Source organism: Prosthecobacter gellanilyticus, from assembly GCF_007992435.1.
Taxonomy (GTDB): domain Bacteria; phylum Verrucomicrobiota; class Verrucomicrobiia; order Verrucomicrobiales; family Verrucomicrobiaceae; genus Prosthecobacter; species Prosthecobacter gellanilyticus.
Genome location: NZ_BKAG01000044.1, coordinates 24,216 through 50,331, shown reverse-complemented (window position 1 = coordinate 50,331; position 26,116 = coordinate 24,216). Strand labels below are relative to the sequence as shown.

The following is a 26,116-nucleotide window of genomic DNA, read 5'->3' as shown; positions in this document are numbered from 1 at the left end:
GGCCCTCCGGCGCTCTCGCCAAAGCGACTGATCCACAAACTTCATAAGACGCTCCAACCTTACTCAGGCTCAGCATCATCCCTCCGGCTCAAATCATCAATCATAAATCGTAAATCATCAATGGTTAGCCCTCCCATGCTCCGCACCCTTCTCCTGCTCACCCTAACCACCTCCGCGTTCGCCACAGACCTCCCCCTCAAGCCCGGCAACCTCCTCGCCGTACTCGAGCAAGCTCGCAAGGCCCCGAAGCCCGTGCGCATCCTCGTCGAGGACGGAGTACATCCAATCACCGAAACCATCACTCTCGGCAAAGACGACTCCAACGTCTCCTGGATCGCCAAAAACGCCATCTTCACCGCTGGCAAGCCCGTCACCGGCTGGCAGAAAGCCGAGGGCGGATTGTGGAAAGCCACGCTGCCCGACAAAGCCTGGAAGTTCGAGCAGCTCTGGATCAATGGCCGCCGTGCCACGCTCGCAAGATCGCCGAACAAAGGTTACTACCACATCACCGAAGCTGTCGGAGCGAATGTGTTTCCGGACCTGAAGCAGAACATGAACTTCCATGCCTTCAGCATCCCTGAGCAGCAGTATGATGTGCTGAAGGCCATCCCGCAGGCCGAGCGTGATGACGTGCTCATCACCGTCACTCATGCCTGGGCCGTGGGCCAGTGCCGCATCAAGGCGCTGAATGATGATGCCCTTGCCGTGCAGATCAAAGGCCGCTCACGCTATCCCTTCGTCGAGTTCGAGCCCGACCAACGCTTCTGGATGGAAAATTTCCGCGCCGCTCTGGATGCCCCCGGCGAGTGGTTTCTCGACAAAGCCAAGGGCGAGCTCTTCTACCATCCGCTGCCCGGTGAAGACATGACCCAGGCCGAGGTCATCGCTCCCGTGGTGGACAAGTTCATCATCATGAAAGGCGCCAGCGAGGTGAGCTTTGAAGGCATCTCCTTCCGTCACAGCAATCATCTCTATCCCGCCGAAGGTTTGCACGATGGCCAGGCCGCCACCACCACTGATGGCTGCATCGAGATCGAGGACAGCCGCGCCATCGACTTCATCAACTGCGAGATCGCCCACACCGGCCTGCACGCCCTCTGGTTCAAGAACGGCTGCGCTGACTCTACCGTGAAGCATTGCCATCTCCATGACCTCGGCGGCGGTGGCGTGTATGTCGGCGAGACCACACGCCCAACCGATGAGCGTGTGAACCATCACATCGTCATTGATGACTGCATCATCCAGCACGGCGGTCGCCTGCATCCCAGCGCCTGCGGCATCGTCTTCACCCACACCCAGAAGTGCACGGTCATGCAGTGTGACATTGGCGATCTCTACTACAGCGGCATCAGCGCCGGATGGAACTGGGGTTATGGCGATACCGCCTCACGCGAGACCCTGGTGGTGAACAATCACATCCATCATCTCGGCTGGGCCTACCTCAGTGACATGGGCGGCTTCTACGGTCTCGGCACCTCGCCCGGCACCATCATTCGCGGGAATCACGTCCATCACATCGCCAGCCATCGCTACGGCGGCTGGGGTCTCTACAATGATGAAGGCGCCAGTGACACCATCATGGAGAACAACCTCGTGCATGACACCTGGAACGCCGGCTTTCACCAGCACTACGGCTACTTCAACACCGTGCGTAACAACATCTTTGCCTTCGGCCACAGCGCCCAGATCCAGGCCAGCCGCAACGAGGCCCGCCTGCGCTTCCGCTACATGAACAACATCGTCGTCTGGGATCCCTCCGCGCCTCTCCTGGACGGTGGTGAATGGAACTGGAAGTTCTTTGACAAGACCGAGCGCGGCGACCCGAAAGACAGCCTCGTCTTCCGCAAGAACCTCTACTGGCCCACCGATGGCAAGACCCCCGCTCACCTAACCAAAACTCATTTCACCTGGATTGAGTGGCTCAAGATGGGCCGTGACCAAGGCAGCCAGTTCGCCGACCCTTTGTTTGTCGACATCGCCAAGCGCGACTTCCGCCTCAAGCCTGGCTCACCTGCTGAAAAGATCGGCTTCAAGCCCTGGGACCTCACCCTCGCCGGTGTGCGCAAGGAAGACACGAAGTGGCATGACCTCGCTGCGAAAGGCCACGACTACCCCGCCTGGGAAGCCGATGCCAAACCCTGGCCCGCCCCACCTTACAAGATCGATCAAAGCTTCGAGCGCGCCTCTCTCGGCACCCTCGCCATCCGTGGTGCCAAGTACTCCAACGAGAACAAAGGCGAAAGTATCGGCGTCACCGATGAACTCGGCTCCCCCATCGGCGGCACCTCCAAGCGCAGCCTCAAGATTCAGGACGCTCCAGGCCTAACACATAGTTATGATCCCGTGCTCGATATCTACCCCAAGTGGGAAGAGTCCGGCACCTTCCACGTCGCTTTCGATATCACCGCCCAGGAAGGCGCCGACTGGTTCTTCGAGATGCGCAACAAAGAGGGCCAGTTCGCCGCTGGCCCCTACATCCGCTGGCAGAAAGGCAAGCTTGTCGCCAACAACGGCAAAAGCATCCCCCTCGCCGACATTCCGCCTAACGAATGGTTCCGCATCGAGATCACCGCCACCACCGGCGCCAGCACCTACGACCTCACCCTCACCCGCCAGGACGGCACGAACAGTGAGCATAGAGCCCTCCCCTGCCAACCCACCTGGACCTCTGCCCACTACCTCCTCTTCAGCGCCCTCGGCACCACCAAGACCGCCTTCTTCGTGGACAATCTGAAGCTGGAGCAAACGAAGGCACCATAGCTCGGCAGGACTCCTTCTGGGCCTCAGCTCGATGGCTGAAGCCTCTTCGCATAGTAGGCTCCACGCCCTTTACCGTGTGCCTCGACCAGCCCGGCCTCGACCAGCTCAACAAACTTTGCTTTGATGGTGGACCGGTTGGAGCCGGTGAGCTTCACAGCTTCGGCGTTGGTTAGGGTCTCGCGGGTTTCAAAGAGCGCGGCTAGCTGGCGCGCAAGCGGCGAGAGCTGCGGACGGTTGGCATCAAGACGTTTCTGGAGACGTGTAATCTGCTGACGAATGCTGCGCAGGAAAAAGAGGAGCCACGCGTGCCAGTCGGCAGCATTCTCGCGCCAAGTGATCTGCGTACGACGAAGCGCGAGATAGTAGCCTTCCTTGTTTTGCTCGATGGTGCTCTCCAGCGAACTGTAGGGCACATGGCTATATCCTGCCCGAAGAAGAAGAAGCGTGGTGAGGATGCGGGAGAGGCGACCATTGCCGTCCTGAAAAGGGTGAATGGCAAGGAAACCCACCACGAAGATACCAATGCGCAGCAATGGATGCAGCCCTGTATCCGCCTCGACACGGCGATGCCAGTCAAGCAACGCATCCATATGCGCGGCGGTGTCGAAAGGGCTCGAAGTCTCAAAGACAATGCCTAGCTCGCGGCCATCGGCATCGAAAGCCGCCACATGGTTAGGCAGGGTCTTCCATTCACCGCGATGGCGTTCGTCTTTGATGCTGTGTTGAAGCAGGTCTCGATGCAGCTGTTTGAGCATGTTTGCCGTGAGCGGGATCTCGCCGAAATGCGCAAAGACCTGCTCCATGACGAAAGCATATCCCGCGACCTCTTGTTCATCCCGGGTTGCGAAAGACCTCGTCTCCAGTCGACCAAGCAACGCCTCGACATCCCGGTCACTGAGCCTCGAGCCCTCGATGCGGGTGGAAGAGCCAATGCTCTCGATGGTGGCAACGCGACGTAACCCTTGCAGACGATCCGGTGTTAGTGACTGCCAAGTCCGCCAGTGCCCCTTGAACTCGTCGATCTCACTGACAAGCCGAAGCATGTCCGGGGAGATGGGGATGGAGTCGGGAAGTGGCGTGAGCACCGTCCATTTTCGTCCAAATTTGGCCATTTTCTAGTCCAATTCAGTTCATTTCGGTCCATTTATAGCCGATTCTGACCGATTCGGATAAGCAGAAGTCCCGAACGATCAATTGGCACCGCAAGAGATAAGAAGACCGCAGAGAAGATTGCTTCTAAATCAGGTCTCTGCGGTTTTCTAACCTCTCGCGGTGTATCTTACTGTTTCAGGTGATGACCCAACCCCACCCGTCAGTTTGCGTCCCAATGTCACTGACGCTAACCATGAGGCATGCATCGTACTGCCATCGCCCTCCTTCTTTTCTCCTCCAGCCTCTTCGCTGAAACTGCAGACCGGGTGGCCATGGTGACGGACACATCTGGGTGCGTGGCGTTCTGGGACTTTGTGAAGCGGGAGGCGGGTGGGGCGCGGCGTTTCACGGCGCATGTGCCTGCGGGGGCGACGAATGAGTTCCCGCTGGATGCGGGGAACTACATCAAGGATTTTTGGGGCCAGGGGCGCGAGGCGACGTATGCGGACTTTCCGCTGCTGGGGCGTGGACCGTTTGGGCAGGCCATCCGCATCGTAAAGGAAACGGACGCGGACTTCCGCCCCTTCCTCTTTGTGCCCCGCGAACGTCTGCATGACTCGGCCATCGACATCAAGGGCGCGGGCAAATCGGTCAGCGTGGTGGTGTGGGCCGTGCGCGAGAGCGGCAATCATGCCCTGGCGGGCATCTGGCATGAAGGCACGGATCTGAAGGAGAAGAGCACCGCCAGCATCGCGAAGGTGGAGCGCGGCCAGCGGCAGTACGCGCTCTTTACCGGGCTCAACAAGGAGGGCAGCGCCTGCGGCCACGTGTCGGAAAACGGCGCCAGTTCCTTCCTGAACAAGTATGCGCTCCACAAGTGCAACTCCGTCGGCATTTCGCCCAAGGTGTCTGCAGAGGCACCTCCAGAGGTGCTGGATGCAGCCTGGCAGTGCTTTGCCATGACCTTCGATCATGAGAAGGATGAACTCACCGGCTGGCTGAATGGCAAGTCAGGCAAGCGCTGGCTGGAAGGCCCGAAGAAGGACGGCCTGATCTCCTATGCCTACAACGCCTACATGCAGGGGCACTACGCGCGCATCCCAGAACGGCAGGATGGCGAGGACACGAACTTTCCAGCGGACCAGTATTACAATCCTCCCGAGGACAAAATCATCTCTACCCAGGTACTCAGTGAGACCGCGAATGAGCGCGAGGTGATCCATGAATTCCGCTACACGAAAGTGCAGGTCACCGAGTCCAAAACCGCCGATGGCCAATGGCTCGAAACCAAGCGTGACCTGGTGGCCTTGAGCCTGAACCCCTGGTGGTATCCGCACGACCTCTACACGCCGAAGAACGATGGTTCGGGCGGCCCCTTCACCATCGGGCGTGTCATTCACAGCAGCCGCAGCGTGGGCTTCACCGGCTGGATCGGCGGCGTGGCGGTGTTTGACCGGGCACTATCAGAAACGGAACTCGAGAAGCTGTCCAAAATCGCGCAGGAGAAGCCTGTTTCAGCACAGCCATGAAGCCTGCCCTCCTTTCCTTTCTCGCGCTCCTGACGTTATCGGCTCAAGCCGCCACGGAAGCAGATCTCTGCGTCTATGGCGGCACCAGCGCCGGCGTTATCGCCGCCGTGCAGGCGGCGAAGGAAGGCAAGACCGTGGTGCTGGTGGAGGCAGGGCAGCATCTGGGCGGCATGAGCGTGGAAGGACTGGGCGGCACGGACATCGACAACCACAAGGAATTTCAAAACAGCCCCGCCGTCGGCGGACTCGCGCTGGAGTTCTACCGCCGCGCCAGTGCCAAGTATGGTCGCGAGACGAAGTTTGACGCGATGGTGGCGGAACGGCGCAAGGAACCCGACCTCTGGCGCTTCGAGCCCCATGTGGCCGAGGCCGTGTGGGATGCATGGGCGGCGGAAGAACCCAAAATCACCGTGCGGCGCGGCCATCGTTTGAAAGAGCAAAAGGGCGTGACCAAGGACGGCGCACGCATCACCGCACTGCATTTCGAAAACGGCGCCGACGTGCATGCCAGGATGTTTATCGATGCCACTTATGAAGGCGACCTGCTCGCGTTGGCAGGCACCCGTTTCTCTGTCGGTCGCGAGGCCAATGCGAAGTATGGAGAGACCAAGAATGGCATCCGCAATGACACAAGGCACGGACAGTTTGACCGGAAAGTGGATCCGTATCGCGTCCCTGGTGATGCCTCCAGCGGACTGCTTTTCGGCGTTCAGGAAGGCCCGCTCGGAACCCATGGCGATGCGGATGAGAGCATCCAGGGCTACAGCTTCCGTCTCTGCCTAACCAAAGATCCCACCAATCGTCTGCCGATGGAGAAACCGGCGGGCTACGATCCCTCGCACTATGAGCTGCACCGCCGCTATCTGGCCGCTGGTGGCGTGATCAATGCACCCTCCGCCGGTCTGCCGAATGGCAAGACTGATCCCGGCTCATGGCACTTCCTGGCAGGCAACTGCACGGGCTGGAACCATAATTATCCCATCGCTAGTTACGCCGATCGTGAGCGCATGGTGCGTGACAGCCGCGACTACATCCAGGGTGTGTATTGGTTCATGGCCAATGACCCCGCTGTGCCTGCCAAACAACGCGAGGCCTGGGCCCCCTGGGGACGCTGCAAAGATGAGTTCACCGACAACGACGGCTGGCCGCGTATCTTCTATGTGCGCAACGGCCGCCGCATGGTCAGTGACTTCGTGCTGACGGAGGCGCACGTGCGCAAAGACAATCCTCAGCCCGTCGAAGACAGCGTGGGCTTGATCTGGTGGCCGCCGGATCTTCATCACGCACGTCGCATCGTCAAAGATGGCCGCGTCTGGAGCGAAGGCGCAGTCTTCAATGAATCCAAGAAGGAGGACTGGATCCCCTGCGGCATCCCTTATCGCAGCCTGGTCCCGCATGTGGCCGAATGCACGAATCTCCTCACGCCGACCTGCCCTTCGTCGAGCTACGTCGCGTATGGAGCGTATCGGATCGAGTTCACTTTCATGGTCGCCGCGCAGTCGGCGGCGAGCGCTGCGGTCATCGCCATGGATCGCGATCAGACCGTGCAGCAGGTGAGCTATGCCGATTTGCGCAAGCAGTTGCTGGCGAGCGGACAGGTCCTGCACGCGCCCACTCCTGATCGTCCCGCCAACTGACAGCACCGCCCGGCCTTTCAGATTCAGGTGGAGTGTCGGGAGCGTGGAGTGTTGACTTTCAAAACACCATCACTCCACTGTTCCACATCTCCATGAACCGCCGCGCCTTCATCCTCTCCACCCTCGCCGCATCCGCTTTCCGCCCGCTTCACGCGGCGGACACCTCGACGGCGGCAGAGCAGGCGCACACCGAGATCTGGCGTCGGTTCATGGATGAGTACGGCATCATGATCGACTTCGTGGACATGGAGGGGAAGGTCTCCCTGCCGACGCCGGAGGAGTGCAAGGAGGGCAAGCCGAACGCGCTGGGCTGGTGGGCACCGATCGAGAATGGGGCGATGTTCAACGGCCTCTACATGGATGCGGCGATGCATCGCTGGAAGCGCACGAAGGCGGACGCGGATGCAGTGAAGGCACGCAAGCTCATGGAAGGTCTGATCCTGCTGAACTCGATCAGCGAGGTGAAGGGCTTCGTGGGCCGTGGTGTGAGCACGGATGGCAAATCACACTACCCCATGGGATCGAATGACCAGACCATGCCCTGGTTTCTCGGCTTGTGGCGCTACTGGGAGTCAGATCTCGCCACGGCTGCGGAGAAGCAGCGCATCGCCAAGCACATCACCGAGACGGCGGAGGAGATCGTGAAGCTGGACTGGAAGATGCCCGCCGAACCACCTTTCAACACACGCGGCACCTTCAATGGCTTTCACTTTGAAGAGGCCGCGCGCATGCTCTTCACCATGAAGATTCTTCACCGCGTCACCGGCGATGCGAAGTGGCAAACCCTGTATACGGCAGAACTGGCCAAGCGCGGAGGTGATCACAACCTCTCCAAGCAGGAACTCTGCGCCGGTGGCATGAAGTTCTTCTACGCGAAGACGCACAACTGGACCTCCTGCGCCGCTGTGGGTGCCTTGCGCGGTTTGTGGGAACTGGAGACGGATGCCACATTGAAAGCCGACTACGCCAAGGGCCTAACATTAAGCTCAAACCTTGCTGCGGAGAGTCTCTCGCTCTCCGAGCAATTCGACAACGCGGACACCAGCCCCTTTGAGATGAACTGGCGCGTGATGAACGCCGAGTGGAAACCACAGCAGACTGAGCACGAATCGGTGGCACTGGCCCAAGCCCAGTTGAGGAACTTTGTCAAAGTGGCCCCGCGTCGCCCGAAGGAAACCGCCTTCGTCCGCGAGCCCACCGCCGCCGCGTGGATCGTCACCCTCGCTTCTGATGCTGCGGTGTTGAAGCAGCATCGCCCGGCTTTGGAAAAGCTCATCGCCCATTACGACTACACCAAGCTCTACTACTCCCAGTTCTTCTGGGTGGAGATGGCCTGGGAGCGTCTGCTGCTGGCTGGCCAGTAATCTCCAGCAACCTTTCCGATGACTGAATGGATCGAAACTGAGCGCACTCGCCTCCGGCCCTTTGAGCTGACGGATGCCGAGCAAGCCTTCACCTGGTTTTCGGATCCCGAAGTCATGCGCTTCATCCCCAAAGGCGCGGATGCCACACTGGAGGACACTCGACGTCGCATCGTTGGTTATGTCGATCACGAAATGCGCCACGGATTCAGCAAGCGACTCATCATTCATCGCGAAACTGGCGTCGCCATCGGTGACTGTGGCTTGCATCACCTTCCCGATGGCCAGCGCATCGAGCTCGGCTTTCGTCTGGCACGCCCTTATTGGGGTCAGGGCTATGCTGTCGAAGTCGGTCGCGCATGGCTGGATTGGTTCGACACACATCTCAGCGGCACACCTCTGTTTGCGGATGTACATGCGGATCACCTCCGCTCCCAAGGCGTCCTCGAGAAGCTTGGCTTTGAGCGCTCACATGAAGAGATCGTCTTCGGCATGCCCATGCTTATTTATCAGCGTCGTTAGTGGAATCTCGATGTCAGACGCTACTGGAAAGCGGGGAAGTGATTTTCAAGGCTCTGGTTTCATTCGATGTGCGAGCTCATTTCTGATCTTGTCTCTATCACCACCCTTAGGCTAGCTTGTCATTGGATTAGAAAATCCATCTCCCTACCTATGAGCAAAAAAGCAGCATCAAAAAAGGCGACGGCGAAGAAGGTCACATCCAAGAAAGCAGCCCGCACACCTGGTGGTGATGCAGGCACCAAAGGCACAGGTTCCGCCGGGCTCGCACCGAGCGGCGGTTCAAGCACCAAAGGCTCCGGCTCTGCTGGCCGCACACCAGGCGGTGACGCGGGCACCAAAGGCACAGGTTCTGCAGGCCGTAAGCCCGGCAACGACGCAGGCACTAAAGGCACGGGTTCCGCCGGCCTCGCACCCAGCGGCGGATCGAGCACCAAAGGTTCCGGCTCCGCAGGTCGCAAGCCAGGCGGCGATGCAGGAACCAAAGGCACCGGCTCTGCTGGCCGTAAACCCGGCGGTGACGCTGGCACCAAAGGAACTGGCTCCGCAGGTCGCAAGCCCAAGCGCTGATGCAGATTCCCAAGGTTCTGGTCTTTTGGGCCAGCGCAGAGGTTGACTCATTCCAGCCTAACCATGAACGGCACCCGATCGGGTGCCGTTTCTTTTGCATCATCAACAGGCATCAAGATAAAGATATCCACATCAGGCGCTGGCATCATACAGCACACCGAAGTCGCGGCAGCGTCGTGGGGGGCGGTGGGAAGCGCTCAAGCGCGACACCGCTGAGTGCGAACACGCTACCATCGTGATAAGAAAACGTCGTGTGCGCACGAGAGCGGTGTCGACGAGGCACGGTTGTTCCGTGCCTCTCTGCCGCCGCACTCCGGGACGCTCCGCGCCTTTGACATACTGTGGCCAAACAAAACCCCAAGGCTCTCGCGAACCTTGGGGTCATGATTGAATCAATTAGCCTAACCAACGATCACGGAAGGCTCGTCTCGCCCATCAGGAAGCGGTCGCACTCGCGTGCGGCGCCGCGACCTTCGTTGAAGGCCCAGACGACGAGGGACTGGCCACGGCGGCAGTCGCCGGCGGCGAAGACGCCGGGGAGGCTGGTGGTGTATTTCTCGTGCTCGGCCTTGATGTTGCTGCGCTGATCGCGCTCGACATTCAGGGCATCCAGCAGCGGCTGTTCAGGCCCGAGGAAGCCCATGGCCAGCAGCACGAGCTGCGCGGGGAGGACCTTCTCTGTGCCAGGAATCTTCTGCGGACCGAAGTTACCCTTCTCGTCCTTCTTCCACTCGACATTGACAACGTGGACGGCCTTCACATTGCCATCGGCATCGCCTTCGAAGTGCGTGGCGGTGGTGAGATAGACGCGGGGATCGTCGCCAAACTTGGCGGCGGCTTCCTGCTGGCCGTAGTCCATGTTGTAGACCTTCGGCCATTCGGGCCATGGGTTGTTCGCGGCGCGCTTGAGCGGCGGCTTGGCCATGATCTCAAGCTGCGTGACGGTGGTGCAACCGTGACGGATGCTGGTGCCCACGCAGTCAGTGCCGGTGTCACCACCCCCGATGATGACGACATCCTTGCCGTCGGCGGTGATGTATTTGCCGGAGGGATCCAGCACGGCCTTGGTGTTGGCGGTGAGGAAGTCCATGGCGAAATGAATGCCCTTCAGCTCGCGGCCGGGGATCGGAAGGTCACGCGGCTTCGTGGCGCCGGTGGCGACGATGATGGCATCGAAGTCCTTGCGAAGCTGCTCGGCGGTGATGTCCGTGCCGACGTTGACGTTGCACTTGAAAGTCACGCCCTCGTCTTCCAGCAGCTTCACGCGGCGGAGCACGACTTCCTTCTTGTCGAGCTTCATGTTAGGAATGCCATACATGAGCAGGCCGCCCGGACGGTCGGCACGTTCAAAGACGGTGACGGTGTGACCTGCCTGGTTGAGCTGCGCGGCGGCGCTGAGGCCGGCAGGGCCGGAGCCGATGATGGCCACGGTTTTGCCGGTGCGGCGCTCAGGCGTCTGGGGGACGACCCAGCCTTCTTCCCAGCCTTTGTCGATGATGCTGACCTCGATGTTCTTGATCGTGACCGGCGGATCATTGATGCCGAGGACGCAGGCGCCTTCACAGGGAGCTGGGCACACGCGGCCGGTGAACTCAGGGAAGTTGTTCGTCTTGTGCAGACGGTCGAGCGCCTCCTTCCACAGGCCGCGGAAGATCAGATCATTCCACTCAGGGATGAGGTTGTTGATCGGGCAGCCGCTGGCCATGCCGCTGATGAGCGTGCCGCTGTGGCAGAAAGGGATGCCGCAGTCCATGCAGCGCGCGCCCTGCTTCTTCAGGCTGTCTTCAGGCAGGTGGAGATGAAATTCCTTCCAGTCCTTGATGCGCTCAAGCGGATCGCGGTCGGCAGGGAGTTCTCGGGTGAATTCGATGAAGCCGGTTGGTTTTCCCATGGTCTAGCGTTTTGAAAGAGAGAGTGTCAGAGTGTGTTGAGGAGGGGATGACACGCGGGGGCGGTGAGGGACACCGGACACCCCGCGCCAGGCGGCTTCTTAGCCCCCGCCGACGCGGGCGACGTCCTTGGAGTTAGACTCAAAGGCGGCGATGAGCGCATCGTCACCCGTGAGACCATCGTCCTGGGCTTTCTTCAGCGCCTTCAGCACGCGGGCATAGTCACGTGGCAGTACCTTGACGAACTGCGGCACGGTCTGCTCCCAAAGTGCAAGCACCTTGAAGGCTTTCTGGCTCTTCGTCAGATCGGCGTGTTTCTTGATGAGTTCATAGAGGCTGTCGATCTCCTCTTTGTCCTCGACCTTCAGGAGGTCCACCATGCTCACGTTGCAGCGTGTGGCGAAGTCACCCTTCTCATCGAGCACGTAGGCGATACCGCCGCTCATGCCCGCTGCGAAGTTACGGCCCGTGGTGCCCAGCACCACGACGCGGCCACCGGTCATGTATTCGCAGCCGTGGTCACCCACGCCTTCGACGACCGTGTCCACACCGCTGTTACGCACCGCGAAGCGCTCACCGGCGACACCGCGCAGGAAGAGTTCGCCAGCGGTCGCGCCGTAGAGAGCGGTGTTGCCGGCAATGATGTTTTCTTCCGCAACGAAGGTGGAGCCTGCGGGCGGATAAACGATGATGCGTCCGCCGCTCATGCCCTTGCCGACATAGTCGTTCGCGTCACCTTCGATCTCGAGCGTCACGCCTTTCGGAATGAAGGCGCCGAAGCTCTGACCGGCGGTGCCGTTGAAGTGCAGATGCACGGTGTCATCCGGCAGACCCTGCCAGTGACGCTTGGTGATCTCGTTGCCGAGGATGGTGCCGACGGTGCGGTTCACGTTGCGGATCGGCAGCGTGGCCTTGACCTTCTCACCCTTCTCAATGGCAGGCTTGCAGAGGTCCAGCAGCTTGGTGATGTCCATGCTCTTGGCGATGCCGTGATCCTGCTTTTCGGTGCAGAAGCGACCGACTTCAGGACCCACAGGCGGGCTGTAAAGCAGCTTGGAGAGATCAATGCCGCGGGCTTTCCAATGATCGACAGCCTGGCGGGCTTCCAGCACGTCCGTGCGGCCCACCATGTCCTCGATCTTGCGGAAGCCGAGCTCAGCCATGAGCTCACGCACTTCCTGCGCGATGAAGCGCATGAAGTTGGCAGCGTGCTCTGGATCACCGCTGAACTTCGCGCGAAGCTCAGGGTTCTGTGTGGCCACACCGACCGGGCAGGTGTTCAGATGGCAGACGCGCATCATGATGCAGCCCAGGGTCACGAGCGGAGCGGTGGCGAAACCGAACTCTTCCGCACCGAGCAGCGCGGCGACGATGACATCGCGGCCAGTCTTCATCTGACCATCTGCCTCGACGACGATCTTCGAGCGCAGGTTGTTCAGAAGCAGGGTCTGGTGAGTTTCAGCAAGGCCGAGTTCCCAGGGCAGGCCGGCGTGCTTCACGCTGGTCTGCGGGGAGGCGCCCGTGCCACCATCATAACCGGAGATGAGCACCACGTCCGAGTGGGCCTTGGCCACACCGGCGGCGATGGTGCCGACGCCGACTTCCGAGACGAGCTTCACGCTGATGCGAGCCTCGCGGTTCGCATTCTTCAAGTCGTGGATGAGCTGGGCAAGGTCCTCGATGGAGTAGATGTCATGGTGCGGAGGCGGGGAGATCAAGCCCACGCCTGGAGTGGAACCACGCACCTTCGCGATCCAGGGATACACCTTGGAGCCAGGGAGCTGGCCGCCTTCACCGGGCTTCGCGCCCTGGGCCATCTTGATCTGGATTTCCTTGGCCTGGGAAAGGTAGAGGCTGGTCACACCGAAGCGGCCCGAGGCCACCTGCTTGATGGCGGAGTTCTTCGAGTCACCTTTTTCGTTAGTCCAGGTGTAGCGCGCAGGGTCTTCACCACCTTCACCGGTGTTCGACTTGCCACCGATGCGGTTCATGGCGATGGCCAGCGCCTCATGCGCCTCACTGGAGATGGAGCCGTAGCTCATGGCGCCTGTCTTGAAGCGCTTCATGATCTGCTCGACGGTTTCGACCTCTTCGATCGGCACGGGAGTCTGGGCCTTGAAGTCCAGCAGACCGCGCAGGGTGTAGAACTGCCTCACCTGCGTGTTCACCAGCGCGGTGTAGTTCTTAAAGGTGTCATAGCTGCCGGTGCGCACGGCCTTCTGCAGCGTGTGAATGGTCAGCGGGTTGAAGAGGTGAGCCTCACCTTCTTTACGCCACTGGTAGTCACCGCCCACATCGAGCGCATGCACCTGCGAGTCACGGTCCGGGAACCCGCGCTGATGGCGCTGAATGCACTCCTCGGCGATGATCTTGATGTCACTGCCTTCCACGCGTGTGGCGGTCCAGGTGAAGTACTTGTCCACCACGCTCTTGCTGAGACCCACGGCTTCAAAGATCTGCGCGCCGCGGTAGCTCTGCATCGTGCTGATGCCGATCTTCGAGGCGACCTTGATCACGCCCTTGGTGGCGGCCTTGATGAAGTTATAAACCGCCTTCTTGTGGTCCACGTTTACGAGCAGACCCTGGCGGATCATGTCGTCCAGTGTTTCAAAGGCGAGGTAAGGATTGATGGCGCCGCAGCCGAAGCCGATCAGCGTGCAGAAGTGGTGCACTTCGCGCGGTTCACCGGACTCCAGCACGATGTCACACATGGTGCGCGTGCCCTTCTTGATCAGGTGATGGTGCAGGCCACCCACAGCGAGCAGCGCCGGGATCGGAGCCTTTGTTGCACTGATGGCGCGGTCGGTGAGGATCAGGATGTTGCGGCCCTGCTTGATCAGGTCGTCCGCCTGGGCGCAAAGCGCGTCCATGGCAGATTCCAGACCTTCAGCGCCCTTCGCAGGATCAAACGTGATGTCAAGCGTGGCGGAGGCAAACTGGCCGCTCGCGATGGCCTTGAGCTTCGCCAGTTCCTCGTTGCTAAGGATGGGGGTCTTCAGCTCGATCAGGTGGCAGCTTTCTGGCTTCGGATCCAGCAGGTTGCCCTCGCGGCCGATGGTGGTCACCGGGGAGGTCACGATCTCCTCGCGGATACAGTCGATCGGCGGGTTCGTCACCTGCGCGAAGAGCTGCTTGAAGTAGTCGTAAAGGAGCTTGGCCTTGCTGGAGAGCACGGCGATCGGGATGTCCGTGCCCATGGAGCCAATGGCTTCCACACCGTCACGAGCCATCGGCACCATGAGGAGGCGGAGGTCTTCCCAGGTATAACCAAAAGCCTGCTGACGCTTCAGCATGGTCTCATGGTCAGGCAGAGGCGCGGGAGCACCATCGGCGATGTCAGCCAGCTTCACGAGGTGCTTGTCCAGCCACTCACGGTAGGGCTTCTCAGCGGCGATCTTCTCCTTGATCTCATCGTCAGGGACGATGCGGCCTTCTTCCATGTTCACGATGAACATTTTGCCAGGCTGCAGACGGCCCTTCAGCTTCACATTTGCAGGATCCACCGGCAGCACGCCAGCCTCGGAGCCCATGATCACGAGGTCATCATGCGTCACGTAGTAGCGGCTCGGACGCAGACCATTGCGGTCCAGCGTGGCGCCCATCATCGTTCCATCCGTGAAGGCCACGGACGCAGGACCGTCCCAGGGCTCCATGAGGCAGGAGTGGTATTCGTAGAAGGACTTCTTCGCCTCGCTCATGGACTCATGGCCGCTCCACGGCTCAGGAATCATCATCATCATGGCGTGCGGCAGGCTGCGGCCGCTGAGCACGAGGAGTTCGAGGCAGTTGTCAAAGATGGTGGAGTCAGAGCCGTCGATGTTGATCACCGGCTTGATCTTGTGGATGTCGTCACCAAACAGCTCGGAGGCAAACAGGGACTGACGGGCGAGCATCCAGTTGATGTTGCCACGCAGGGTGTTGATCTCGCCGTTATGGGCGATGTAGCGATACGGGTGGGAACGCTCCCAGTTCGGGAAGGTGTTCGTGGAGAAGCGGCTGTGCACCAGGGCCAGCGCGGACTCCATGGACTCGTCCTGAAGATCGAGGAAATACTCGCCCACCTGGATCGGTGTGAGCATGCCCTTGTACACCAGGGTGCGGCAGCTCATGCTCGGCGCATACCAGGAGGTGTCGATCTTGCCAACGCGGATGGCGGTGTGCGCCACCTTGCGCAGCACATACAGCTTCCGCTCAAATTCGATGTCGGTCTTGCAGGAAGCATGGCGCCTCACAAAGACCTGGCGCACCAGCGGCTCGCTGGCCTTCGCCGACTTGCCAAGGGTGGAGTTATTGACGGGGAGTTCGCGCCAGCCGATGACCGGCATGCCTTCTTCCGCCGCCACTTTGGCGAAGGTTTCCTGGGTCTTGGCCCAGGAGTCACCGCCACGGGTGGTGAACACGTTCGCCACGCCGTACTGACCGGCCTCTGGAAGCTCAAAACCAGCTGCCTTGGCAGCCTTCATGAGGAAGGTGTGCGGCTTCTGCATCAAAATGCCGGCACCGTCACCGGTGTTTTCTTCTACACAGGCACCACGATGGTCCAAATTTTCCAGAATCTGCAGCGCATTCGCGACGATGGAGTGCGATTTCTTGCCCTTCATATGGCAGACAAAGCCGACACCGCACGCATCATGCTCATGGCGTGGATCATAGAGGCCCTGGGCGGGCGGAAGACCGTTGGGGGGTAGTCCTGGGGAGGTCATTTTAGTGCAAAAGGGGGCCGCATTTAGCCACTTTGACGGGACTATGCAAGTCCGGGAGTGAGGCGGGTTCGTGCGGGGCAGTTATTCACAATGAGAGGGTTGGGTAGTAAAAGAGGGCTTTAGCAGGAACAATGCCCAACCTGACACTTCCCAGGAAAACGCCTCTCCCCCTCGAAAAAAGTCCCCCCGTCCGGTGACGATTTCGTCCCCGACAAGGGTCAGTTTTGGGGCCGGAAGAACCGGATGAGAGGTGGGTGAAAATTTTTCAGGACGGGGGAAGGAGCCCCTGAGCCCACCTAGACGTGCCGGATTCCGCCCGAGCGGACGGATTCGCTTCACTCAACACTCGCGTCCCCACGGCCCGCGCCCCCCCACACTTGGCTCACTCCCGCTCGTCCTCTTCCCCCATCTCCTCTTCGTCTTCCTCCTCTTGATCATCCAGCTCGATGCGGATCTCGCGCTCTTCGAGGGCATCACGGACGTCGAGGATGTCCTGCGGCTCGATTTGAAGGCTGAAGGCACCGTGATCGCGGCGGCGGTTGGGGCGATTGAGGTCCACACGCTCCAGGTGGAAGCCGAAACGGTCGTAAAATCCGGCGGCCGCCGGGCTGGCACGCAGCCAGACCTCGAGCGGGCGCTCATCCGTCTCCAGCAGGGCGATGCGCGCGGCCAGCAGGGTGGTGCCGAAACCACGGCGGTGGTATTCGCGGTGAATCATGCCGTGCATGAGCGCGGCGGTATCGGAATCACCCACGAGTTCCAGGCCGCCGCAGCCGATCACATCGCCGCCGTGCTCGATGACAAGCAGGTAGGAGGTGCCGGCCTGGAGAAACTCCACGAAGCTGTCCAGGTTGTCCGGCGAGACGAAGTCCGGCTCATTGGAGCGGTGGATCTCAATGCAGGCCTCGAGGTCTTCGGGTCCATACTCGCGGATGCGGCAGGCAGCCAGCTTCGGCATGATGGCCTCCATCAGCGGAGAAAGAGGAGCGAGCTCCTGGTCTTCGTTGTCGTCGTGAAACATGGTTGGTTAGGAGAAAAGAATGGAGTGGGAGGATCAGAGATCCATCATAGATGAAGAGCCTGCATGGCCCAGGCAATGACGATGGGCGAGGTGACCATGCTGACCAGAGTGGTGGAAAGCACGCACTGCACCGCCGTGGGTGCATGGCCGCCATAGTGCCGGGCGATCATGATGCTGAACACGGCGCTCGGCATGGCCCCCTGGATGACGAGAATGCGCTTCAGCTCCAGGGACACCGGCAGGAAGAACGCGCAGCCGAAAAAGGCGATCGGGATGACGAGCAGCCGCAGCACGGGCGAAAGCACTGCCACGGACCAGCGCATGCGCTCCTGGCCCCAGATGTCCGCAATCGAAGCGCCGATGATGATCACCGCCAGCGGCACGGCGCAGGCACCGACCATGGTGAAAGTCCGGCGCGCCACCTCAGGCACATACACATGCAGACCGGTGAAATTCAGCAGCAGAGAGAAGAGGATCGTGAGCACCGGCGGATTCAGCGCCAGCTTCCACGGTGCCTTGCCCAGCCCCGTGAGCAGCCCCACGCCGGACGTCCAGCAGGCGATCTCCACGCCCAGCGTGAAGGTGAAAAGCACGCCCATGGTGCCCTTGTCTGGAAACAGTGCCGTGACGATGGGGATGGCCACGAAGCCGTAGTTTTGCAGCCCAGTGGAGACCGCGAAGCTGCGCCGCCCCTCATTCTTCCGCAGGCCGATCATCGGCGCCGCGAAGTAGGCCACCGCGATGCCGAGCGTGACAAGTGAGAAGCCCAGCCCGGCCGCCACCAGCACCGGCAGCGGCTTCATCACGGATTCATTCCCCACCACACGGTCCAGGATCAGGCAGGGAGTCAGCAGCATCACGCATAGGCGCATGACCCCGGCATCCACCTCCGCCGTCAGCAACTCCATTTTCCGCATCGTGAAACCCGCCGCCATCGTGAGGTACACGGGGAGGACGACGGTGAGGATGCTGGCGAAATCGAGTCCGGGCATGAAGGGTGGGGCGTGCATCGTGGCATGCCCTCGGTTCGGCGCAAGCAGGTCTAAACGACTTGTTCACGCTCTGGTGTGCCGGAATGCTCTCCGGCACACTTAAAGAGCCTGCATTCCAGCCTTAGACCGCGCGCTCGAGCTTCTCGTCGATGCGGGCCACCAGGGTGTCCAGCACCTCGCTGTTGCCGAAGCGCTCGATGACGTCCGAGAGGAAGCCTTCGATGATCAGCTTGCGGCTTTCACCATCGGAAATGCCGCGCGCCTTGAGGTAGAAAAGCTCCTCGTCAGGGATCGGGCCGCTGGTGGCACCATGGCTGCACTTCACCTGGTCGGCATTGATCTCCAGACCGGGGAGGCTGGTGGCCTCGGCCTCGTTGCTGTTCAGCAGGTTGCGGCAGGTCTGGTAAGCGTCCGTGTAGTGCGCGCCTTCATCCACAATGATGAGACCGCTGAAAATGCTGCGCGAGGTGCCGTAGAGGGCGTTTTTGTAAAGCAGGTCGCTCGTCGCATGCGGAGCCTTGTGACGCTGCAGGGTACGCTGATCCACAATTTGTTCGCCGATCGGCATGGAGACGCTGAGCATGTCACTGCGGGCACCCTGGCCCACCAGATCGCTCACGCTCTCACTGCGGCTGAAGGCAGCACCCAGTTGCACCTGGAAGCTCTTCACGCTGGCATCGCGGCCGGCCGTGATGCTGGAGAGATGCAGGGCCTGCGCATCATCCGCCAGTTCCTGACAAGCCGCATAAGTGATCTTGCTGCCGCTGCCACCCACGAGATCCGCGATGGCGATGCTGAGACCGCCTTCACCTTCGAGACTGCGGTAATGATCCACCACGCTGACCTGCGCGTTGTCACCTGTGACCACAAGCGTGTGCGGGAAGATGGCGGCATGATCGCCCACCACCCAATGGAAGACTTCAATAGGCTTCTCGATCACCACATTCTTCGGCACGATGATGACGGTGCCCGCTTTCACATGTGCCAGATGCAGCGCGGCAAACTTGCCGGAGCCGAGTGACTGCTCACCCTTCATGAAGTGCTGCTGAAGCACGTCCGCATGCGTCGTCAGGGCTTCTGCGAAGCCCACACACACCAAACCTGCAGGCAGGCCGGTGGTGTCAGACTCAACGAGCGTGTCATTCACAAACACAAAGCGCGCCGTGCGCTCCTTCAGGCCTTCCGTGGCAGCCAGCGCCGCCTGGATGCTCGCCGACGATGGGGCGGCCGCAGGGGAATGATCGGCAAGCTCGATCTTCTTCGCGCTGGAGTAGCGCCAGTTCTCATCCTTCAAGCCCGGCAGCGGCAGGTTCTGGAACTCAGCCCACGCCGCCTCACTGCGGGCATGGAACCAGCCGGGGGCGGCGGATTCTTCACGGGCAGGAGCGATGGTGAGGAGACCAGTGGAGGCGGAAGAGTCGGAGTCTTGAGACACAGGAAGGGAGGTATTTTTAGAGGCGGGAACAAGGGCGGCAGACATTGCTATTCGTTTCTTCAGGGTGCTCTGAGTCGTGGACTATTTGACTTGGCCTTCTCCTTTGAGATGACAGTCGGATTGCCAATCAATATCTGCTTATCAGGGTGTCGCGTTTTCAAATGTTCCTCAAAGTCATCTAGTGCTGCCTGGAGCGAGCTATGCATTCCGGAGGTGTATGCCATCCATCCATATAACAAATCAAAAAGCCCGCTCTCCCCTTCATAGAAGGTCGCCACGTCTCCCTGTTCTCCAATTGAGACATCGACCTCGAAATAGTTTTTTGGTTCCACAGTGGTAAGGTTGTTTGCGTTTTGGGTCAGCCGACGCTGCCTTCCATTTCGAGATCGATGAGGCGCTTCAACTCGACGCTGTATTCCATGGGGAATTCCTTGGCGAGGTCGTTGATGAAGCCGTTCACGGAGAGGCTCATCGCTTCGGCTTCGCTGAGGCCGCGCTGCATGAGGTAGAAGATCTGGTCGGAACTCACCTGGCTGACGCTGGCCTCGTGCTGCGTGCTGTGCTGATTGCCACGCACACTGATGGCCGGGTAGGTGTCGGTATGGCTGTTGCTGTTGATGAGCAGCGCGTCACACTCGGTGTTGTTTTTGCAGCCTTTGAGGTGCTTCGGAATGTGGACGAGGCCACGATAGGTGCTGCGGCCTTCGCCGATGGAGATGGACTTGCTGATGACGTTGCTCGTCGTGTCGTCAGCGGCATGCACCATCTTCGCGCCAGTGTCCTGATGCTGGCCGCTGTTCGCGAGAGCGATGCTGATGACTTCACCACGGGCGCGCTTGCCCTTCATGATGACGCCTGGGTATTTCATCGTCAGACGGCTGCCGATGTTGCAGTCGATCCACTTCACCACGGCGTCCTCATGCGCGATGCCGCGCTTGGTCACGAGGTTGAAGACATTGCTGCTCCAGTTCTGCACGGTCACATACTGGATCTTCGCGCCCTTCATGGCGACGAGCTCCACCACGGCGCTGTGCAGCGTGGAGGTTTCAAACTTCGGCGCGGTACAGCCTTCCATGTACATCACTTCCGAGCCTTCATCGGCGATGATGAGCGTGCGCTCGAACTGGCCGAACTGCTCGCTGTTGATGCGGAAATAAGCCTGCAGGGGATGGCTCACCTTCACGCCCGGAGGCACGTAGATGAAGGAACCGCCGGAGAACACCGCGCTGTTCAGCGCGGAGAATTTGTTGTCACCCGTGGGGATGACTTTGCCGAACCACTTACGGAAAATTTCCGGATGCTTGTGCAGGCCTTCCGTGCTGTTCACGAAGATCACACCCTGCTCGGAAACCGCGGCCTTGATGTTGGAGTAAGCAGCCTCGGAGTCATACTGCGCCTCCACCCCGGCGAGGAACTTGCGCTCCTGCTCAGGAATGCCGAGACGGTCGAAGGTTTTCTTCACGTCCTCGGGCACATCATCCCAGGAGCGCTTCGGCTTCTGGCCGTCGCTCAGGTAGTAGCGGAACTCGTCGAACTTGATGTTCTCCAGATCCTTCGTGGCCCAGTGCGTGGGCATGGGCTTGTCCTGGAAGATCTTGAGCGCCTTGTGACGGAACTCGCGGATCCAATCCGGATCACCTTTGACGTCGGCGATGTAATCAACCGTCTTGGAGGTGATGCCGAAACCGGAATCGAACTTGTTGCGCTCCGGGAAAGTAAAGTCACCGACGCTATCCACGCGGATGTCGGAGATGTCAGACGCTTCCGAAGGATGTGGAAGGTCGTGGGTTTCAGGGGCAGAGACCATAAAAGTGGAAAGTTAAAGGTTTAAAGTTTCAGGTTTGAAAGGGTGTCAGCCGAGCTTGCTATGCTTGGTCTTGGCGGTGACGAGTTCGACGAAGCGGGTGTAGTCGGCTTCGGAGGTGAAGGCAGTCTTGGGCAGCCAATGGAAGGCGAGCTGTTGTGGATAGAGCAGCACTCCCTCGGGAGTGATCACACTCCGCACGAAGTGGCTCCATCCATTCTCGGCATTGCTGTCAGGCAGGTTCACCTTCACTCCATCTGGATGAATGACGTAGCTAACCGTTTTGCCATTTGCTGAAGAGCTTTTGACGGAGCGTTCAAACCCAGAACGTATCGCCCAACTCATCAACAGCACTAGCGCCAAGGGCACCAGCGCGACCCACACGGGCGACGGGCCCAACGGCAAATTCACATTGTCCTTAGGCACAAGCAAGAACAGCACAAACATCACCAAGCCAATCGCAGCACTGACTTTCAATCCTCGGTTAAACCGATGATTGTGCCAGCGCAAGCCGGGCATCAGGCCCTCGGCGCTAAAGGTCATTGAAGCTGTGATCTCCTCGCTCATGTTGTTGGTTAGGCGGCCACCGCCTCCTCGGTGACCCAGTCGTAGCCGCGTTCCTCGAGCTCCAGGGAGAGCTCCTTGCCGCCGGTCTTGACGATGCGGCCGTCTTTGAGGACGTGGACGATGTCGGGCTGGATGTAGTTCAGCAGGCGCTGGTAGTGGGTGATGACCAGGAAGCCGCGGTTCTCGCTGCGCATGGCGTTCACACCACGGGAGACGATTTTCAGCGCATCGATGTCGAGGCCGGAGTCGGTCTCGTCGAGGATGGCATACTTCGGCTCCAGCATCATGAGCTGGAGGATCTCGTTGCGCTTCTTCTCACCACCGGAGAAGCCTTCATTCACGCTACGAGAGGTGAAACTGCGGTCCATCTCCAGCGCATCCATGCGGGCATACATGGTCTTGTAAAACTTCACCGCGTCGATGTCCTCACCCTTTGGCAGGCGGGCCTTCAAAGCGGCGCGGAGGAAGTTCGCATTGCTCACGCCCGGGATCTCATGCGGATACTGGAAGGCCAGGAAGAGACCGGCGCGGCTGCGCGCATCCACCGCCATCTCCAGGATGTTCTCACCATCCAGCAGCACCTCGCCGCTTGTGACTTCATAGTCTTCGTGGCCGCAGAGCACCTTGCTCAGCGTGCTTTTGCCGGAGCCGTTCGGGCCCATGATCGCGTGGACTTCACCGGGGTTGATCGTGAGGTTCAGGCCTTTGAGGATTTCGCGGCCGGGGATCTGGGCGTGGAGGTTTTTAATTTCGAGGGACATGTAGGGGGAAAGTTTTTCGGTTCGCTGTTCGCGGTTCTCAGTGGGGGATTGGCTCAGCCTTTGGTGGCGCAGCTGGCGCAGGTGCCGTGGATGGCGAGCTCGGTGCGGGTGATTTTGGTTCCCGCAGGCAGGTTCCAGAACTTGGCCGGGTCAAAGCCAGCGGCGGGGTGCGCATCGGTCACCTTGCCGCAGGTCTCGCAGTGGAAGTGCACGTGCTCGTGCAGATTCGCGCAGTAGCGGGACTGGCCGCGCTCGAGATGCACCTGCTTGATCAAGCCGGCGCTGCTCAGGTGCTCCAGGCAGTTGTAGACGGTCGCCAGCGAGATGCTGGGAGAGCGGTCCTTCACGCGGGTAAAAATGTCTGTGGCCGTGGGGTGATCCGTGGAGCCCTGCAGCACTTCAAAAACCTCCCGCCGATGAGGGGTCAGCCGGACATCAGCACCGAGCAAGGCCATCCGGCACTCCAGACCGGAGGCAGAAGCGGAAGCACGTGAGGGTAGAGATGGCATAGGGGTTTAGAATTAGAATTGGAATGATTCTAAAGTGTTCATGGATCAAAACGCCCCTGAATCAAGCGACGGATGCGCTAGAAGGGACATTTTTTGTCCCTAATCCCTCAGTAATAAGTCTTCTTAACGTTGAAAATCAACGCTTTGAGTCTCCGGAACTGCCCAGAGCCTGAATCTCGGTCGGGGTGAGGTGTCGCCAGCTCCCTTTAGCCAGATTTCCCAGTTCCAAACTGCCGATGGACACCCGGAAGAGCCTCAGGACCTCCAGACCATGCACCTCCATGACCCGGCGGATGTGGCGGTTCTTGCCCTCATCCAGGGTGATCTCCAGCCAGGTGTTCTTCTCTCCCTGGCGCAAAATTTGGATGGCGCGCAGCTCCAGCCGTTCCCCCTGGTCCACAACTCCAGCTTTGAGTCGGGCGAGCAAAGCCTCATCCACCAAGCCACTAACCTGGACGTGATAAGTCTTCGGCAGATGAGTGGCCGGATCGGTGATCTGGTTGGCCCAGACCGTGTCGTTGGTGAAGAGCAGCAGGCCCTCGCTGGCTTTGTCCAGCCGGCCCACCGGGCCGAGGTGTGGCAGGGAAGCCCCCTCAAAGCAGGAAAAGACGGTGTCCCTGCCCTGCTCATCACTGGCCGTGGTCACCAGACCTCGCGGCTTGTTCAGCATCAGGTAGCGATGCTCTGGCGCCTTCACGGACTGTCCTTCGACGACGATCTTGTCCTGCTCCAGCAGCACTGGTTTTTCGGGATCCCGGCACACCCGGCCATTCAGACTCACCTTCCCAGACTGGATCATCACCGCGGCCTGGCTGCGTGAGCAGAAGCCGAGCTTGGAAAGAGCACGTGCGAGTCCGGTTCGGGCCATGGCGGGCGCTTTCTCTCCAGGTTAAACCTCGAGCTGGATCCCCAGCTCGCACACCTGCCGCGGTGGCAGGTCAAAGTAGCCGGTGGCAGGGCGGGAAAGTCGGCTCAGGGTCACGTAGAGGCGCTTCCGCCAGCGGGCCATCTTGCCGGGGCCATTCGTCAGCAGGATCTCACGGCTTTGGTAGAAGGTGATGCCCGCTTTCTTGATCTTCGTGCGATCTTGGAGCGCCTGGATCAGGTCATCAAACACCTCCGGAGATTCGGCAAAGCCATAGCGCAGGATCACGCGGAAAAACTCCTCGCAGTGCGTCTCCACCTCATGCCGTGAGACATCACAGACATAGGGCGTGTCCTCGAACCGCACCGTCAGCAGCACCACCTGTTTGTGCAGGGCTTTGTTATGCTTCAGATGATGCAGCAGCGCGAGGGGGAGACCATCGGCACTGGCCGACATGAACACCGCCGTGCCCGGCACGCGGATGATGCGGTCCTTCTGGATCTCCTCCACCAGATGCTGCACCGGCAGACGACCGCGCTGCATGGCCTGGAAGAGCACCGCGCGTCCATCCGTCCAGGTCTTCATCACGATCCAGATGCAGGCCGCCACCACCAGCGGGAACCAGGCACCGTCCTTGAACTTCACCAGACTGCCCGAGACATACCCGGCCTCAATGATGACAAAGACAGACACCGGCAGGAAGGCCTTCCAGAAAGCCCAGCCCCAGATGCGGCGGGACACAAAGTAGAAGAGAATGCTCGTCAGGAACATCTCCATCGACACCGAGAGGCCGTAAGCGGAGGCCAGATTGCTGGAGGTCTTGAAGCCGATCACCAGGGCGATGCAGCACACCATCAGGAGGAAATTCACCTGCGGCATGTAGATCTGGCCGCGCACTTCCGGGTTCGTGTGGATGATCTTCAGACGCGGCAGATAACCGAGCTGCACCGCCTGTTGGGTCAGCGAGAACACACCTGTGATCATGGCCTGGGAGGCGATGATGGTGGCCGCCGTGGCCAGGATGATCATCGGCACCAGCAGAGGCTCCGGCACCAGTTTGAAGAAGGGATGCTTCACCCCGTCGATATTGCTGATCACCAGCGCGCCCTGGCCGAGGTAGTTCAGGATCAGCGCCGGCCAGACCACGATGAACCACGCCCGCTGGAGCGGCTTTTTGCCGAAGTGACCGATGTCCGCATACAGCGCCTCACAGCCGGTCACGGACAGGAGAACCATGCCCATGATGACGATGCCATTGTAGCCATGATGCGCCAGATAACTGATACCCCAGTGCGGCGAGAGCGCCTGAATAACCTCCGGATGCTCCAGGAAACGATACAGCCCCAGCCCGCCCAGAGCCAGGAACCACACAATCATGATGGGGCCAAAAGCCACGCCGATCTTGGCCGTGCCGTGCTTCTGCACCATGAAGAGCCCCAGCAGGATCACGATGGCGATCGGGCCTACCCATTGATGCAGAGTCGGGCTGATCTGCTCCATGCCCTCCACGGCGGACAAAACCGAGATCGCCGGAGTGATCATGCCGTCTCCATACAGCAGCGAGGCGCCAAAGAGCACCACCAGCACCACAAAGGCCTGCGCCCGGGGATTCAGCGCCTGCTTCTTGGACCGCAAAAGGGACAGCAGGGCAAACATCCCGCCCTCACCCTGCGCCGTCGCATTGCTCAGGAAGGTCAGATACTTCACCGCCACCATGATCGTCAGCGACCAGAACATGAGCGAGATCGGCCCGTAGACCATCTCCACGCCGTCCCCCATCTTGTAGCCCGCATGGGCCAGGCATTCGCGCAGCGCATAGAGAGGGCTGGTGCCGATGTCTCCAAAGACCACGCCTAGCGCCACGAGCGCCAGGGACCAACTGTTTGAGGATTTGTGTTCGGACATGGGGAGTCCGGGCGAGACCCGGAACCCTGGTGAGTTCAGGGGAGGTGTGGCTTAGCCGGGGGCACCCGGTTTGCAAGGGGCAGTCTGGTCACGGCTCTGGGAAATAGATGGCATTTGAACAGGCAAAAAGATTCGTCAGGTTCATTCACAGGCCGCAACAGGTTTCATGCCAGGATACGCCCGTCGGCTTGCACCTG

At 60.2% G+C, this 26,116-nt stretch carries 18 protein-coding genes; 6 read left to right on the top strand and 12 right to left on the bottom strand.

The genetic code is table 11. From position 1 onward, the window contains the following. The first annotated feature begins 135 nt into the window (after window positions 1-135). Entirely contained in the window at window positions 136-2,760 is a 2,625-nt protein-coding gene (locus BGE01nite_RS22455) for a right-handed parallel beta-helix repeat-containing protein (protein ID WP_170266983.1), read from the top strand. A gap of 23 nt (window positions 2,761-2,783) precedes the next feature. On the opposite strand, the gene BGE01nite_RS22450 is transcribed toward BGE01nite_RS22455, so the two are convergent. Continuing rightward, window positions 2,784-3,872 (bottom strand): Fic family protein, encoded by a 1,089-nt coding sequence (locus tag BGE01nite_RS22450; protein ID WP_146853911.1) that lies wholly within the window; start codon window positions 3,870-3,872, stop codon window positions 2,784-2,786. 240 nt (window positions 3,873-4,112) lie between these two features. Between BGE01nite_RS22450 and BGE01nite_RS22445 the strand changes: the two genes are divergently transcribed. The 5 genes from BGE01nite_RS22445 (at window position 4,113) to BGE01nite_RS22425 (ending at window position 9,468) form a co-directional block, all read left to right on the top strand. Further along, window positions 4,113-5,381: a LamG domain-containing protein gene (locus tag BGE01nite_RS22445; protein ID WP_146853909.1), complete on the top strand. Its 1,269-nt coding sequence runs from the start codon at window positions 4,113-4,115 to the stop codon at window positions 5,379-5,381. Beyond that, the gene (locus BGE01nite_RS22440) at window positions 5,378-7,018 is read left to right on the top strand and encodes an FAD-dependent oxidoreductase (protein ID WP_146853907.1); all 1,641 of its coding nucleotides are present in this window, start codon (window positions 5,378-5,380) and stop codon (window positions 7,016-7,018) included. Before BGE01nite_RS22445 ends, BGE01nite_RS22440 begins: the two co-directional genes overlap by 4 nt. Window positions 7,019-7,110: 92 nt before the next feature. Continuing rightward, complete coding sequence (locus BGE01nite_RS22435; RefSeq protein WP_146853905.1) at window positions 7,111-8,382, top strand: hypothetical protein; 1,272 nt, start codon at window positions 7,111-7,113, stop codon at window positions 8,380-8,382. 18 nt (window positions 8,383-8,400) lie between these two features. Next, the gene (locus BGE01nite_RS22430) at window positions 8,401-8,901 is read left to right on the top strand and encodes a GNAT family N-acetyltransferase (RefSeq protein ID WP_146853903.1); all 501 of its coding nucleotides are present in this window, start codon (window positions 8,401-8,403) and stop codon (window positions 8,899-8,901) included. Window positions 8,902-9,051: 150 nt separating this feature from the next. Then, complete coding sequence (locus BGE01nite_RS22425) at window positions 9,052-9,468, top strand: hypothetical protein (RefSeq protein WP_146853901.1); 417 nt, start codon at window positions 9,052-9,054, stop codon at window positions 9,466-9,468. 412 nt (window positions 9,469-9,880) lie between these two features. Here the strand turns inward: BGE01nite_RS22425 and BGE01nite_RS22420 are convergent, their stop codons facing one another. The 11 genes from BGE01nite_RS22420 to BGE01nite_RS22370 all read right to left on the bottom strand — a co-directional run bounded on the left by BGE01nite_RS22420 (window position 9,881) and on the right by BGE01nite_RS22370 (window position 25,919). Further along, window positions 9,881-11,359 (bottom strand): glutamate synthase subunit beta, encoded by a 1,479-nt coding sequence (locus BGE01nite_RS22420; RefSeq protein WP_146853899.1) that lies wholly within the window; start codon window positions 11,357-11,359, stop codon window positions 9,881-9,883. Between the two features lie 99 nt (window positions 11,360-11,458). Beyond that, window positions 11,459-16,060 carry a glutamate synthase large subunit gene (gltB, locus tag BGE01nite_RS22415; protein WP_146853897.1) on the bottom strand — a complete coding sequence of 1,534 codons (4,602 nt, stop codon included), beginning with the start codon at window positions 16,058-16,060 and terminating at the stop codon, window positions 11,459-11,461. 382 nt (window positions 16,061-16,442) lie between these two features. Continuing rightward, complete coding sequence (locus BGE01nite_RS22410) at window positions 16,443-17,081, bottom strand: GNAT family N-acetyltransferase (protein ID WP_146853895.1); 639 nt, start codon at window positions 17,079-17,081, stop codon at window positions 16,443-16,445. A 44-nt stretch (window positions 17,082-17,125) separates the two neighbouring features. After that, the gene (locus BGE01nite_RS22405) at window positions 17,126-18,073 is read right to left on the bottom strand and encodes an AEC family transporter (protein ID WP_170266982.1); all 948 of its coding nucleotides are present in this window, start codon (window positions 18,071-18,073) and stop codon (window positions 17,126-17,128) included. Window positions 18,074-18,194: 121 nt separating this feature from the next. Further along, complete coding sequence (gene sufD / locus BGE01nite_RS22400) at window positions 18,195-19,553, bottom strand: Fe-S cluster assembly protein SufD (protein WP_146853891.1); 1,359 nt, start codon at window positions 19,551-19,553, stop codon at window positions 18,195-18,197. Between the two features lie 313 nt (window positions 19,554-19,866). Next, on the bottom strand, window positions 19,867-21,315 hold the full coding sequence (gene sufB / locus BGE01nite_RS22395) for a Fe-S cluster assembly protein SufB (protein ID WP_146853889.1): 1,449 nt from the start codon (window positions 21,313-21,315) through the stop codon (window positions 19,867-19,869). A gap of 45 nt (window positions 21,316-21,360) precedes the next feature. Continuing rightward, the gene (locus BGE01nite_RS22390; protein ID WP_146853887.1) at window positions 21,361-21,879 is read right to left on the bottom strand and encodes a YcxB family protein; all 519 of its coding nucleotides are present in this window, start codon (window positions 21,877-21,879) and stop codon (window positions 21,361-21,363) included. An 8-nt stretch (window positions 21,880-21,887) separates the two neighbouring features. Then, window positions 21,888-22,640, bottom strand: a complete 753-nt coding sequence (gene sufC, locus BGE01nite_RS22385) for a Fe-S cluster assembly ATPase SufC (protein ID WP_146853885.1) — start codon at window positions 22,638-22,640, stop codon at window positions 21,888-21,890. A gap of 53 nt (window positions 22,641-22,693) precedes the next feature. Continuing rightward, window positions 22,694-23,149 (bottom strand): Fur family transcriptional regulator, encoded by a 456-nt coding sequence (locus BGE01nite_RS22380; protein ID WP_218033068.1) that lies wholly within the window; start codon window positions 23,147-23,149, stop codon window positions 22,694-22,696. 136 nt (window positions 23,150-23,285) lie between these two features. Next, window positions 23,286-24,017 (bottom strand): pseudouridine synthase, encoded by a 732-nt coding sequence (locus BGE01nite_RS22375; RefSeq protein WP_146853883.1) that lies wholly within the window; start codon window positions 24,015-24,017, stop codon window positions 23,286-23,288. 21 nt (window positions 24,018-24,038) lie between these two features. Then, window positions 24,039-25,919 carry a potassium transporter Kup gene (locus BGE01nite_RS22370; RefSeq protein ID WP_146853881.1) on the bottom strand — a complete coding sequence of 627 codons (1,881 nt, stop codon included), beginning with the start codon at window positions 25,917-25,919 and terminating at the stop codon, window positions 24,039-24,041. Between the last annotated feature and the right edge of the window lie 197 nt (window positions 25,920-26,116).